This is a genomic window from Burkholderia sp. Bp9015, assembly GCF_003853505.1.
Classification (GTDB): Bacteria; Pseudomonadota; Gammaproteobacteria; order Burkholderiales; family Burkholderiaceae; genus Burkholderia.
The window spans coordinates 61,789-75,653 of record NZ_QTPZ01000006.1 but is presented as its reverse complement, the minus strand read 5'-3'; the positions used below and the strand labels follow the sequence as shown (position 1 = coordinate 75,653).

At 69.4% G+C, this 13,865-nt stretch carries 13 protein-coding genes; all 13 read left to right on the top strand.

The annotated features are described in order from the left end of the window. Window positions 1–3 precede the first annotated feature (3 nt). The 13 genes from DIE12_RS08955 (at window position 4) to DIE12_RS08895 (ending at window position 13,846) form a co-directional block, all read left to right on the top strand. Window positions 4–1,017 (top strand): CheR family methyltransferase, encoded by a 1,014-nt coding sequence (locus tag DIE12_RS08955; protein ID WP_124486863.1) that lies wholly within the window; start codon window positions 4–6, stop codon window positions 1,015–1,017. Then, on the top strand, window positions 1,014–1,775 hold the full coding sequence (cheD, locus tag DIE12_RS08950; RefSeq protein ID WP_124520477.1) for a chemoreceptor glutamine deamidase CheD: 762 nt from the start codon (window positions 1,014–1,016) through the stop codon (window positions 1,773–1,775). The genes DIE12_RS08955 and cheD overlap by 4 nt, the downstream gene beginning before the upstream one ends. After that, on the top strand, window positions 1,772–2,866 hold the full coding sequence (locus tag DIE12_RS08945; protein WP_044846376.1) for a chemotaxis response regulator protein-glutamate methylesterase: 1,095 nt from the start codon (window positions 1,772–1,774) through the stop codon (window positions 2,864–2,866). Before cheD ends, DIE12_RS08945 begins: the two co-directional genes overlap by 4 nt. 67 nt (window positions 2,867–2,933) lie before the next feature. Continuing rightward, window positions 2,934–3,329 carry a chemotaxis response regulator CheY gene (gene cheY / locus DIE12_RS08940; protein ID WP_006754880.1) on the top strand — a complete coding sequence of 132 codons (396 nt, stop codon included), beginning with the start codon at window positions 2,934–2,936 and terminating at the stop codon, window positions 3,327–3,329. Window position 3,330: 1 nt separating this feature from the next. Next, entirely contained in the window at window positions 3,331–4,062 is a 732-nt protein-coding gene (gene cheZ / locus DIE12_RS08935) for a protein phosphatase CheZ (RefSeq protein WP_124486865.1), read from the top strand. A gap of 285 nt (window positions 4,063–4,347) precedes the next feature. Further along, on the top strand, window positions 4,348–4,851 hold the full coding sequence (locus DIE12_RS08930) for a DUF2844 domain-containing protein (protein WP_124486866.1): 504 nt from the start codon (window positions 4,348–4,350) through the stop codon (window positions 4,849–4,851). A 16-nt stretch (window positions 4,852–4,867) separates the two neighbouring features. Continuing rightward, complete coding sequence (locus tag DIE12_RS08925) at window positions 4,868–6,127, top strand: DUF3443 domain-containing protein (RefSeq protein WP_124520478.1); 1,260 nt, start codon at window positions 4,868–4,870, stop codon at window positions 6,125–6,127. 143 nt (window positions 6,128–6,270) lie between these two features. After that, complete coding sequence (locus DIE12_RS08920) at window positions 6,271–6,768, top strand: VOC family protein (RefSeq protein ID WP_124520479.1); 498 nt, start codon at window positions 6,271–6,273, stop codon at window positions 6,766–6,768. A 359-nt stretch (window positions 6,769–7,127) separates the two neighbouring features. Further along, window positions 7,128–7,508, top strand: coding sequence for a DUF805 domain-containing protein (locus DIE12_RS08915; RefSeq protein ID WP_124520480.1), 381 nt, complete (start codon window positions 7,128–7,130; stop codon window positions 7,506–7,508). Window positions 7,509–7,949: 441 nt separating this feature from the next. Then, window positions 7,950–9,149: a flagellar biosynthesis protein FlhB gene (gene flhB, locus DIE12_RS08910; RefSeq protein WP_124486869.1), complete on the top strand. Its 1,200-nt coding sequence runs from the start codon at window positions 7,950–7,952 to the stop codon at window positions 9,147–9,149. Then, entirely contained in the window at window positions 9,146–11,248 is a 2,103-nt protein-coding gene (gene flhA, locus DIE12_RS08905; RefSeq protein ID WP_124520648.1) for a flagellar biosynthesis protein FlhA, read from the top strand. The genes flhB and flhA overlap by 4 nt, the downstream gene beginning before the upstream one ends. After that, window positions 11,245–13,035, top strand: coding sequence for a flagellar biosynthesis protein FlhF (gene flhF / locus DIE12_RS08900; RefSeq protein WP_124520482.1), 1,791 nt, complete (start codon window positions 11,245–11,247; stop codon window positions 13,033–13,035). The genes flhA and flhF overlap by 4 nt, the downstream gene beginning before the upstream one ends. Then, window positions 13,028–13,846 carry an AAA family ATPase gene (locus DIE12_RS08895; protein ID WP_124520483.1) on the top strand — a complete coding sequence of 273 codons (819 nt, stop codon included), beginning with the start codon at window positions 13,028–13,030 and terminating at the stop codon, window positions 13,844–13,846. The genes flhF and DIE12_RS08895 overlap by 8 nt, the downstream gene beginning before the upstream one ends. The last annotated feature ends 19 nt before the right edge of the window (window positions 13,847–13,865 follow it).

Sequence of the window (13,865 nt, the reverse complement as noted above, 5' to 3'; positions counted from 1 at the left end):
GCCATGCCGTCCGCGCGCGCACCGTTTCGACCCGATGCACCGGATGCCTCGCCCCGCGCGGGCGAGCCGGGGCGCGACTTCGCGTTCACCGGCGCGGATTTCGCACGCATCCGCGCGCTGATTCATCAACGCGCGGGCATCTCGTTGTCCGAGCACAAGCGCGACATGGCGTACAGCCGGCTCGCGCGCCGGCTGCGCGCCCGCGGCCTCGACACGTTCCGCGACTACCTCGACCTGCTCGAGCAGGAGGACGATCCGCTCGAGTGGGAGGCGTTCACCAACGCGCTGACGACGAACCTGACCGCGTTCTTCCGCGAGTCGCACCATTTCCCGATCCTGGCCGACTTCGTGAAGGGGCGCGCGGCGCCCGTGTCGGTGTGGTGCTCGGCGGCGTCGACCGGCGAGGAGCCCTATTCGATCGCGATCACGCTGATCGAGGCGCTCGGCGAATCGGCTGCGCGCGGCGCATCGATCCTCGCGACCGACCTCGACACGCAGGTGCTCGCGAAGGCCGAGGCCGGCATCTATACGTACGACCAGGTCAAGCACCTGAGCCCGGAGCGGCTCAAGCGCTTCTTCCTGAAGGGCACCGGCGCGCAGGCCGGCCGCGTGAAGGTGCGCCCGGAGCTGCGCGCGATGATCCGCTTCGAGCAGCTGAACCTGACCGATGCCGACTACGGGATCGCGAAGCCGTTCGACGCGATCTTCTGCCGCAACGTGATGATCTATTTCGACAAGCCGACGCAGGGGCAGGTGCTGTCGCGCTTCGAGCCGCTCGTGAAACCGGGCGGGCTGCTGTTCGCCGGGCATTCGGAGAATTTCACCTACGTCTCGCAGGCGTTCCGGCTGCGCGGGCAGACGGTGTATGAGCTGACGCGCGCCCCGAAGGAAGTGCCCTTGGGGCACGACGCCGCGCCGGGCCTGCGCCCGCGCGGCGCGGCGCCGGCCGCGGCGGTGCCGCCGCGCGCCCATGCGCGTGCCGCGGGCGCCGCGCCCGCTTACGGAGAACGCGGATGAGCGCGCTGCCGATCGCCACCAATCGTTACTTCGACAACCACTTCGAGCGCCCCGGCGTGAAGCTGCTGCCGAACGAGTTCTACACGACGTCCGAGGACATGGTGCTGATGACCGTGCTCGGCTCGTGCGTCGCCGCGTGCCTGCACGACCCGATCGCGGGCATCGGCGGGATGAATCACTTCATGCTGCCCGACGACGGCGCCGACGCCGGCGCGGCCGCATCGGAGTCGATGCGCTACGGCGCGTATGCGATGGAAGTGCTGATGAACGAACTGATCAAGGCCGGCGGGCGCCGCGAGCGCCTCGAGGCGAAGGTGTTCGGCGGCGCGGCCGTGCTGGCAGGGATGACGACCATCAACATCGGCGACCGCAACGCGGATTTCGTGCGCCGCTATCTCGCGCTCGAGCGCATCCGCATCACCGCGGAGGACCTGCAGGGCGTGCACCCGCGCAAGGTCGCGTTCATGCCGCGCAGCGGGCGCGCGATGGTGAAGAAGCTGCGGCTGCAGGTGCCGGGCGTGACCGAGCGCGAAGCCGCGCTGGCGCGCGAGGCCGACCGCGTGCACGCCGCCCGGACGCGCGCGCACGTCGAGCTGTTCGCGGCGAAGCGCCCGGCCGCGCCGCCGCCGGCGCGCCCGCGCATCGAGCTGTTCGGCGCACGCGGCGGCGCGGGCGCGCAGCCGGCGAACGCGAAGGCCACCAGCCCGAACGCCGGCAGCCCGTACGCGGCCAACCATTCGAGAAAGCAGGAGGCATGACCGCAGTGCAGAAGATCAAAGTGTTGTGCGTCGACGATTCGGCGCTGATCCGCAGCCTGATGACGGAGATCATCAACAGCCAGCCCGACATGACGGTATGCGCGACCGCGCCCGATCCGCTCGTCGCGCGCGAACTCATCAAGCAGCACAACCCGGACGTCCTGACGCTGGACGTCGAAATGCCGCGCATGGACGGCCTCGACTTCCTCGAGAAGCTGATGCGCCTGCGGCCGATGCCGGTCGTGATGGTGTCGTCGCTGACCGAGCGCGGTTCCGAGATCACGCTGCGCGCGCTCGAACTCGGCGCGGTGGATTTCGTCACGAAGCCGCGCGTCGGGATCCGCGACGGCATGCTCGACTACGCGGAAAAGCTCGCGGACAAGATCCGCGCGGCGTCGCGCGCCCGCGTGCGCCAGGCACCGCAGCCGCAGGCGGCCGCCGCGCGCACCGCGAGCGGCCAGCCGGCCGCGCCGATGATCAACAACCCGCTCGTCAGTACCGAGAAGCTGATCATCATCGGCGCGTCGACGGGCGGCACCGAGGCGATCCGCGAGGTGCTGACGCCGCTGCCGCCGGATGCGCCGGCGGTGCTGATCGCGCAGCACATGCCGCCCGGCTTCACGAAGTCGTTCGCGCAGCGGCTGAACGGCCTGTGCCGGATCGCGGTGAAGGAAGCCGAGCACGGCGAGCGCGTGCTGCCGGGCCATGCGTACATCGCACCGGGCCATGCGCACCTGCTGCTCGCGCGCAGCGGCGCGAACTACATCGCGCAGCTGTCCGACGAGCCGCCGGTGAACCGCCACCGGCCGTCGGTCGACGTGCTGTTCCGCTCGGCGGCGCAGCACGCGGGCAAGAACGCGATCGGCGTGATCCTCACGGGGATGGGGCGCGACGGCGCGGCCGGCCTGCTGGACATGAAGCGCGCGGGCGCCCACACGTTCGCGCAGGACGAGGCGAGCTGCATCGTGTTCGGGATGCCGCGCGAGGCGATCGCGCTCGGCGGCGCGGACGAGGTCGCGCCGCTTGCGGAGATGAGCCGGCGCGTGATGGCGCGGCTGGCGACGATGGGTGACCGCGTGCAACGCGTCTGAATGAAATGTCACGGGGCACGTGCGAAGCCGCGGGCCCCGACGGTAACGAATCTGCAAAGGAACGACGATGGACAAGAGCATGAAAATCCTGGTGGTGGACGATTTCCCGACGATGCGCAGGATCGTCCGCAACCTGCTCAAGGAACTGGGCTACACGAACGTCGACGAAGCCGAGGACGGCGCAGCCGGCCTCGCGCGCTTGCGCGGCGGCGGCTTCGACTTCGTGATCTCGGACTGGAACATGCCGAACCTCGACGGCCTCGCGATGCTGAAGGAAATCCGCGCGGACGCGACGCTCACGCATCTGCCGGTGCTGATGGTCACGGCCGAGTCGAAGAAGGAGAACATCATCGCGGCCGCGCAGGCCGGCGCGAGCGGCTACGTCGTGAAACCGTTCACGGCCGCGACGCTCGACGAGAAGCTGAACAAGATCATCGACAAGATGGCCAAGGCCGGGAGCTGACGTGAACGAGCCGATCCATGCGGCGCTCGCCGGCGCTGCGTTCAGCGCCGACGGCCACGCCGAAGGCGCCGATTACGCGAGCGACCGGATCCTCGCGCGCATCGGCCACGTCACGCGCACGCTGCGCGATTCGATGCGCGAGCTCGGGCTCGACAAGCATGTCGAGCGTGCGGCGGAAGCCGTGCCCGATGCACGCGACCGGCTGCGCTACGTCGCGACGATGACCGAGCAGGCGGCCGAGCGCGTGCTGAACGCGATCGAGGTCGCGAAGCCGGTGCAGGCGCGCATCCAGAGCGAGGCCGAGGCGCTTGACGCGCGCTGGGCGCAGTGGTACGCGGCGCCGATCGAGCATGCGGACGTGCGCGAGCTGATGGACGACACGCGCACGTTCCTGCGCGCGCTGCCCGAAGCGACGTCCGCGACCAGCGCGCAGCTGCTCGAGATCATGCTCGCGCAGGATTTCCAGGACCTGACCGGGCAGGTGATCAAGAAGATCATGGACATGGTCTATCTGATCGAGCAGCAGCTGCTCACCGTGCTCGTCGAGAATATCGCGCCCGAGCGGCGCGAGCAGTTCGCGGCGACCGCGGCCGCGCTCGCGGCCGAGCAGATCAGCGCGACCGGCAGCCCCGAGTCGCTGCTGAACGGGCCGCAGATCGCACCGGAAGGCAAGTCCGACGTCGTGCAGGACCAGGCGCAGGTCGACGACCTGCTCGCGAGTCTCGGCTTCTGACCGTGCCGCACCGCACGCCACCGCGCCGCTCTCCGTTCGCGGAGCGCCCGGTGTGCGTGGCTTTCACCCTGCCTCTCCCGCCGAGCCCCCCCGCGCGCGGGTCGTGTCGCTCGTCATGCTGCGCCGCGTCATGCATCGTTGATTTGACACTCCGACACACTCCGCAGGCATACTACGCATCAGCAGCAACGAAGCGTCATTCTTAAGACTTTGATTTGTTGGCCCGCGGCGCCGTGCCTGATGGCGGCACCGCCGGCAACGAAGCCAGTCCCTTTGGGGGGGAACGTGAAGCTGAAACGCTTGGGCTGGGCCGCCGCGCACGCGACGGCTGCAATGGGTGTGCTGTGGGCCGTCCACGCACAGGCCGAACTGGGCGGCGCACCGATGTCGCCGCCGGCGGACGATCACGCCGCCACGGTGCGCGCGCTGCAGCGCGCGATGCGCTCCGCCGACGGCGCGCAGGCGAGCGCGGCCGCCTACACCGTCCGCGAGATCACGCTCGGATCGGGCACCGTCATCCACGAATACGCGAGCGCGGCCGGCACCGTGTTCGGCCTCGCTTGGCGCGGGCCGAGCATGCCGGATCTCGAGTCGCTGCTCGGCAGCTATTTCCCGCAGTACACGGCCGGCGTCCAGGCGGCGCATGCGGCGCGCGGCTGGCGCGCGCCCGTGTCCGTCGACACGAGCGGCCTCGTGATCCGCACGGGCGGCCACATGGGCGCCTTCGCGGGCCAGGCATGGCTGCCGGCGGCGCTGCCTGCCGGGCTGACCGGCAACGACATCCAGTGACAGCGGGAGAGCGATCTTGAGAATTCCTCGTACCTTCAGGCGCTGGCTCGGGCTGCTGAGCGTCGCGGCCGTGACGGCCATGCTCGTGACCGCCTGCGGCGGCGGCGATGACAACGGCGGCGGCAGCGGCGGCAGCGGCGGCGGCAATGGTTCCAACGTATCGGACGGCAATACCGCGAACACGGCCGTGATCACGGTCGGCACCGGCGTCGCGCACGTGATCAACATCCCGACCGTCAACGTGAAGATCTGCGTGCCGGGCACGACGAACTGCCAGGTGGTCAACAACGTGCTCGTCGACACCGCGTCGTACGGGCTGCGGCTGGTCAGCAGCGCGCTGTCGTCGGGCGTGTTGAACAACCTGCCGCAGACGACGAGCGGCGGCGCGCCGGTCGCCGAGTGCGGCAAGTTCGTGTCGAGCTTCACGTGGGGCTCGGTGCGTACCGTCGACCTGTCGATCGGTACCGAGCAGGCGGGTTCGCTGCCGGTGCAGATCATCGGCGATCTCGGCACGACCAACGTGCCGAGCTCGTGCTCGAACAACGGCGCCAGGACGTCGGCCAACACGGCGAGCGACCTCGGCGCGAACGGCATCCTCGGCATCGGGCCGGCGCCGGTCGATTGCGGCACGAGCTGCGCGACGTCGACGTCGGCGACGTCCAACAACTACTACGCGTGCCCGAACGGCAATGCGAGCTGCGCCGTGGCGCTGGTGCCGGTCGCGCAGCAGGTGGCCAACCCGGTCCATCGCTTCGCGACCGACAACAACGGCGTGATCGTGCAGATGCCGAACATCTCGAGCAGCGGGCAGGGCAGCGCGACGGGCCTGCTGACGTTCGGGATCGGCACGCAGGGCAACAACGCGCTGGGGGCGTCGACGGTGCTGACGTCGACGACGACGGGCGACGTGAACGCGACGTTCCTCGGCGGCAACGTGACCGCGTTCTTCGATACGGGCTCGAACGCGTACTTCTTCAACGATTCGGCGCAGAAGGCCTGTACGACCAACACGCAGTTCTACTGCCCGTCGTCGACGACCACCTATACGGCGACGCTGACCGGCCAGAACGGGAAGTCGGGCGGCGTGTCGATGCCCGTCGCGAACGCCGATTCGCTGTTCGCGAATGCGTCGACGTTCGCGTTCAACGACATCGCCGGCCCGTTCGGCGCGGCCGGCTGGCTCGATCTCGGCATGCCGCACTTCTACGGCAAGACGATTTACTTCGGGATGGACCGGACCGCGACCGGCGGCGCGCAGCCTTACGTCGCGTTCTGATTGCGCACGAGCGGCAGCAGGAAGGGGGCGAGCGATCGCCCCCTTTTTTATGGTTCAACCCGGATTACCGGGGAACGCCGCGCCAGCGCCTACGATATAAGACCGGCACCGGTGCCGGCGCACGACATCGAGGAGACAGCGCCATGAGCCAGCGTATCCAACGCATCACGCCGTTTCTGTGGTTCGACCACGACGCCGAGGCGGCCGCCCGCTTCTACGTGTCGGTGTTCGACGACGCGCGCATCCTGCACGTCGCCCGTTACGGCAAGTCCGGCGCGCAGGCGTCGGGGCAGGCGGAGGGCGCGGTGATGACGGTGTCGTTCGAACTGGACGGGCAGGCGTTTCTCGCGCTGAACGGCGGCCCGGCGTTCCCGCTCACACCGGCCGTGTCGTTCGTCGTCAACTGCCGCGACCAGCAGGAGATCGACCGCTACTGGGCGGCCCTGGCCGAAGGCGGGGACGAACGCGCACAGCAGTGCGGCTGGCTGCGCGACCGCTTCGGCGTGTCGTGGCAGGTGGTGCCGGTGCAGATGCCCGAACTGATGGCGGGCGACCCGGCACGCGCCGAACGCGTGATGGCGCAGGTGATGAAGATGAAGAAGCTCGATCTCGGCGTGCTGCAGCAGGCGGCGGCCGGCTAGCGAACGCCGGCCTGGACGCGCCGTTTCGACGTGCGCACGCGACGTCCGACGATATTCCCGGCCGGTCGGTCAATCAGCGCAGAACGATCGTTTCGATTATCGATCGAGATGCGTTTCACGCCGGTGTAATCAAGTCGTGAATTATCTTGCTGCTGTTTATGTCAGGTCGTCGCGATTATAAAAATGACGTGACATGCGTGTTGGCGATACGGCGCGCCGCCGCTGCGGCCGCTCCAGTAATGCGAGAGCCGGCGTGAGAGACGGTCCGCATGCGAAAGGAGATGCGATGCGAAGAAATTCAAACTTATAATGCCCGCGTTGTTTCCGGGATCGTCGATATAAAACATGAGGGCAATAAGATGAGTTTTAGTGAAGCCGTTCGTGCCGCACTCAATCAATACGCGAAATTCGAGGGCCGCGCGCGCCGCGCGGAATACTGGTATTTCGCGTTGCTCACGAGCGTCGTGTCGATCCTCTGCCAGGTGATCACCATGGTGGGGCACGACACGAGCGCGATCTCGCTGCTGCTGATGATCGTCGCGGCCGTCGTGTCGCTCGCGCTGGTGCTGCCGAGCCTCGCGGTCACCGTCCGCCGCCTGCACGATACGGGCCGCTCGGGCTGGTTCCTGCTGATCGCGCTCATTCCGCTCGTCGGCGGGATTCTGCTGCTCGTGTGGATGTGCTCGCGCGGCACCAACGGCCCGAACCGTTACGGCTCGGATCCGATTCCAGCGATCTGAGCGCCGCCCGCCCCGACGCGCGACGCCGTCGTGTGGGGGGGGGCCGACGATCGCTTCACGGCTGCCTTGCTTCGCTGCTTGGCTGCTTGGCAGATCCCACGCTTCACCGTTTCCCCATTACCCGCTTCGCCGCTTCCCCGCTTCCCCGCTTCCCCGCTTCCCCGCTTCCCCGCTTCACACCTTCATCCACGTCACCACGTCACCACGCCACCGCGCCACCGCGCCACCCCGCCACCCCGCCACCCCGCCACCCCGCGGACGCAGTTTCCATCGTCTCCTCGCGCGCCGCACCCTCCCGCCGGCCGTCCGCCGCCCCCGCTCGCCCGATTCCTCGAAATACCCCCCTTTCCAGGCTTTGCTCGACCGATCGGCGTTTGACGCGCGCATGAATAATCGGTGTCACTGGAGAACGGCATTTCGCCGTACCCGACTGGAGGCCCCGTGGCAGACGAGAGCGATCTCGACAGAACCGAAGCCGCCACTCCGAGGCGCCGCGAGAAGGCGCGCGAGGAGGGGCAGGTCGCGCGTTCGCGCGAGCTGGCTTCGTTCGCGCTGCTCGCGGCCGGGTTCTACGGCGCGTGGCTGCTCGCGGGTCCGTCGGGCGCCCACCTCCAGACGATGCTGCGCGGTGCGTTCGCGTTCGACCGCGCGACCGCGTTCGACACGCACCGGATGCTGTCGGCGGCCGGCAGCGCGAGCCTCGAGGGTCTCGCCGCGCTGCTGCCGATCCTGGCGCTCACCGGCCTCGCCGCGCTGCTCGCGCCAATGGCGCTCGGCGGCTGGCTGATCTCGCAGAAGACCTTCGAGCTGAAGTTCGACCGCCTGAACCCGATCTCGGGCCTGGGCCGGATGTTCTCGATCCAGGGGCCGATCCAGCTCGGGATGTCGCTCGCGAAGACGCTCGTCGTCGGCGGGATCGGCGGGATCGCGATCTGGCGCAGCAAGGACGAGCTGCTCGGTCTCGCGACCCAGCCGCTCGGCTCGGCGCTCGCCGATGCGATGCATCTGGTCGCCGTGTGCTGCGGCACGACGGTCGCCGGGATGCTGGTGGTCGCCGCGCTCGATGTGCCTTACCAACTCTGGCAGTACAACAAGAAGTTGCGCATGACGAAGGAAGAAGTGAAGCGCGAGCATCGCGAGAACGAAGGCGATCCGCACGTGAAGGGCCGCATCCGCCAGCAGCAGCGCGCGATCGCGCGGCGCCGGATGATGGCCGCCGTGCCGAAGGCCGACGTGGTCGTCACGAACCCGACGCACTTCGCCGTCGCGCTGCAGTACACGGACGGCGAGATGCGTGCGCCGAAGGTCGTCGCGAAGGGCGTGAACCTCGTCGCCGCGCGCATCCGCGAACTCGCGGCCGAGCACAACGTGCCGCTGCTCGAGGCGCCGCCGCTCGCGCGTGCGCTGTATCACAACGTCGAACTCGAACGCGAGATTCCCGGCTCGCTGTACTCGGCTGTCGCCGAAGTGCTCGCGTGGGTCTACCAGCTCAAGCGTTTCCGCTCGGAAGGCGGCGCCTTCCCGGCCGCGCCGGTCGATCTCGACGTGCCGGCCGACCTCGACAAGGGGTCGTCGGTCGCCGCCGACGACGAGCGTGAAGAAGCCGAAGACACGCTCGGCAAGCAAGGGAACGCAGCATGAGCACCCCGACCACCGGCCTGTTCGCCAAGCGCGTGAACCCGTTCGCGGGCACCAACCTGCGCGCGCTCGCGGGCCCGATCCTCATCTGCATGATCCTGGGGATGATGATCCTGCCGCTGCCGCCGCTGCTGCTGGATCTGCTGTTCACCTTCAACATCGCGCTGTCGGTGATGGTGCTGCTCGTCAGCATGTACACGATGAAGCCGCTCGACTTCGCGGCGTTCCCGAGCGTGCTGCTGTTCTCGACGCTGTTGCGGCTGTCGCTGAACGTCGCGTCGACGCGCGTCGTGCTGCTCGAAGGCCACACCGGCCCCGACGCGGCGGGCCAGGTGATCGAGGCGTTCGGCCACTTCCTCGTCGGCGGCAACTTCGCGGTCGGCATCGTCGTGTTCGTGATCCTGATGATCATCAACTTCATGGTGATCACGAAGGGCGCGGGGCGGATCGCCGAAGTGTCCGCGCGCTTCACGCTCGACGCGATGCCCGGCAAGCAGATGGCGATCGACGCCGACCTGAACGCGGGCCTCATCAACGAGGAACAGGCGCGCAAGCGGCGCCTCGCCGTGTCGCAGGAAGCCGAGTTCTACGGGTCGATGGACGGCGCGTCGAAGTTCGTGCGCGGCGACGCGATCGCGGGCCTGATCATCATGGCGATCAACGTGATCGGCGGTCTGATCGTCGGGATGGTGCAGCACGACATGAGCTTCGCCGCGGCCGGCACCAACTACACGCTGCTGACGATCGGCGACGGCCTCGTCGCGCAGATCCCGTCGCTCGTGATCTCGACCGCGGCCGGCGTGATCGTGTCGCGCGTCGCGACCGACGAGGACATCGGCACGCAGATCACCGGCCAGCTGTTCACCAACCCGCGCGTGCTCAACATCACCGGCGCGATCATCGTGCTGATGGGGCTGATCCCGGGCATGCCGCACGTCGCGTTCCTCGCGCTCGGCGGCGGCGCGATCTGGCTGGCCCGCACGCAGACGCGTCGCGCGGCGGCCCGCGTGGCGGCCGGCGACGTGACCGAGATCGCACCGCCCGCCGCGCTGCCGGGCGACAGCCACGAGGCGACCTGGGACGACGTGCAGCTGATCGATCCGCTCGGCCTCGAAGTCGGCTACCGGCTGATCCCGCTCGTCGACAAGAACAGCGACGGCGAGCTGCTCAAGCGCATCAAGAGCATCCGCAAGAAATTCGCGCAGGAAATCGGCTTCCTGCCGCCGGTGATCCACATCCGCGACAACCTCGAGCTGCGGCCGAACGCATACCGGATCGCGCTGAAGGGCGTCGAGATCGGCACGGGCGAAGTGTTCCCGGGCCAGTGGCTCGCGATCAACCCGGGCCAGGTGACGGCCGCGCTGCCGGGCGCCACGACGCAGGATCCGGCGTTCGGGTTGCCGGCCGTGTGGATCGACGTCGCGATGCGCGAGCAGGCGCAGGTGTACGGCTACACGGTCGTCGATGCGAGCACGGTCGTCGCGACCCATCTGAACCATCTGGTCGTGCAGCACGCGGCCGAGCTGCTCGGCCGCCAGGAAGTGCAGTCGCTCGTCGAGCGCACCGGCAAGGATGCGCCGTCGCTCGTCGAGGACCTCGTGCCGAAGACGATCTCGCTGACGACGCTGCAGAAAGTGCTGCAGAACCTGCTCGAGGAAGGCGTGCCGATCCGCGACATGCGCACGATCCTCGAGGCCGTGTCCGAACACGCGGGCCGCGGCGACGCGTACGAGATCACCGCCGCGGTGCGGCTGTCGCTCGGCCGGGCGATCACGCAGCAGTGGTATCCGGGCGCGGGCGAGATGCAGGTGATGGGCCTCGATTCGAATCTCGAGCGCGTGCTGTCGCAGGCGCTCGCCACCGGCGCGAACCCGGGCCTCGAACCCGGCCTCGCGCACAACCTTCTGACCGGCACGCAGCAAGCGATGCTGCGTCAACAGAATCTCGGGCTGCCGCCCGTGCTGCTGGTGCAGCACGCGCTGCGCGCGATGCTCGCGCGTTTCCTGCGCCGCAGCCTGCCGCAACTGAAAGTGCTGTCGTATGCCGAAGTGCCGGACACGCGCACGATCAAAGTCGTTAACGTCATCGGGGGTTCCGCTTGAACATTCGCAAATTCACCGGCGCGACCAGCCGCGACGCGCTTCGCCTCGTGCGCGAGGCACTGGGTGCCGACGCCGTCGTGCTGTCGAACCGCACGCTCGATGACGGCAGTGTCGAAATCGTCGCGCTCGCCGATTCGGATCTCGCCGCGGTCGCGCCGCCGGCCGCGGCCCGGGCGCGCAGCCTTCCGCCGCGCACGCCGGAATCCGTGCCGGCCGCAGCCGTGCCGGGCATCGTGTCGCGCCCGGGTGCCGGGCTCGCGCGCCCGGCCGTCAATCCGTATGCAGCAGGCGAGGGCGGGCTCCCGGACGTGTTTTCCTCGGTGTTCGGCGCGCGCGCCGAAGCGACGGAGCCGGCCGCGGAATCGACCGCCTTCGACGCGGATGCCGACACGCACGCAACGGCCGCGGCATCGGGCGCGCCGGTTGCGCCCGTTGCGCCGATCACCGCCGCCGGCACGCCGTCGGCAGCGTCCGAACCCGCGCCGTGGCTCGTCGAGCACGCGAAACGCCTGACCCAGCAGCGCGAAGCGCTGATCGCCCGCGCGCAGGCCGCCCCGACCGCCCCGCAAGCGCCGGCCCGCATGCAGCAGGACGCCGCACCCGCGACGCCTGCCGCCTGGGCGCGCGACATCGTGCGCGACGCCGAGCGCCGGATGCCGCCGGCCGCCGCTGCGACGGCCCGCCAGGGCGAAACGGGTGCCGCGAAGCCGGCCGAACGCACGCGCCTGTCCGCCGAGGCCGCCGCCGCGGTGGCAGACGCGGTGAAGGCGCGCGTCGAGAGCATCGTCAACGACACGGTGATGCACGAGCTCGGCGCGATGCGCGGGATGATGGAAGCGCAGTTCGACAGCCTGATGTGGCACGACCGCCAGCGCCGCAGCCCGGTGCACGGCGCGCTGACCCGGCACCTGTTCTCGGCCGGCTTCTCCGCGCAGCTGGTGCGCATGCTGGTCGACAACCTGCCGTCCGGCGACGGCGCGCAGACCTTCGAGCAGGCCGCCGACTGGGCGCAGTCGGTGCTCGCGGCGAACCTGCCGGTGCTCGAGAGCGAAGACGCGCTGATGGAGCGCGGCGGCGTGTTCGCGCTGATGGGGCCGACCGGCGTCGGCAAGACGACCACCACCGCGAAGCTCGCCGCGCGCTGCGTGATGCGCTTCGGCGCGAGCAAGGTCGCGCTGCTGACCACCGACAGCTACCGGATCGGCGGCCACGAGCAGCTGCGCATCTTCGGCAAGATCCTCGGCGTCCCCGTGCATGCGGTGAAGGATGCGGGCGATCTCGAGCTCGCGCTGTCCGAGCTGCGCAACAAGCACATCGTGCTGATCGACACGATCGGCATGAGCCAGCGGGACCGCGCGCTGTCCGACCAGATCGCGATGCTGCACGGTGCGAACGCGCCGGTGCAGCGCCTGCTGCTGCTCAACGCGACGAGCCACGGCGACACGCTCAACGAGGTCGTCCAGGCCTACCGCAGCGCGGCCGACCATCCGCACGCGGCACACCCCGATCTCGCCGGCTGCATCCTGACCAAGCTCGACGAGGCGACCCATCTCGGCGGCGTGCTCGACACGGTGATCCGCTACAAGCTGCCGGTCCACTACGTGTCGACCGGCCAGAAGGTGCCGGAGAACCTGTACGTCGCGTCGACCAAATTCCTGCTGAAGAGCGCGTTCTGTGTGCCGCGCGACGGCTCGCCCTTCGTGCCGCAAGACGAAGACATGCCGACGCTGCTGTCCGCACTGACCGCACGTTCCACCGCCGAGCTGCACGAGGTGCGATTTGGATAAACGGATCATCGATCAGGCCGAAGGGCTGCGGCGCCTGCTGGCCGGGCGCGCGTCGCGCATCGTCGCGGTGACGGGCGGGCCGGCGGGCGTCGGCTGCACGTCCACCGTCGTGAACCTCGCGGCGGCGCTGACCGCGCTCGGCAAGGACGTGCTCGTCGTCGACGAGCGCGCCGACGTGCAGTCGGCCACGGCGACGCTCGCGGGCGCGTGGCTGCGCGACGGCGAACGCACGCGCGTCGCCGCCGGCTTCGGCCTGTGCGCGGCCGCGCGGCTCGCACGCGACGGCTACGACGATACGGAACTGAGCGACTTCGTCGACGGCCAGGCCGACATCGTGCTGGTCGACGCGCAGCTCGGCGCCGACGGCGGGTTCTCCGCGCTCGCGCGCGAGGCGCACGACGTGCTGATCGTCACGCGGGTCGCCGCGCAGGCGATCACCGAGGCGTACGCGTGCATGAAGCGGCTGCATTTCGCGCACGCGGTCGCGCAGTTCCGCGTGCTGACCAATCACGTCGGCAGCCACGCCGACGCGAGGACCGCATTCGACAACCTCGCGGGCGTCGCGAGCCGCTACCTGACGGTGTCGATCGCCGACGCCGGCTGCGTGACCGCCGATCCGCTCGTCGAGCATGCGCGCGACCTGATGCATACCGCGGTCGACGCGTTTCCGTCGTCGGCCGCCGCGCGCGATTACCGGCAGATTGCCGCCGACCTGCTGTACTGGCCGATGCGCCCGGGCACGGGCGCGGGGCGCGCCGTGCATGCGGGCGGCAAGCCGTCTTACGAGGCGGGTGCGGCGCACGCCGCGTGAGCGCCACCGCAAGGAGAGA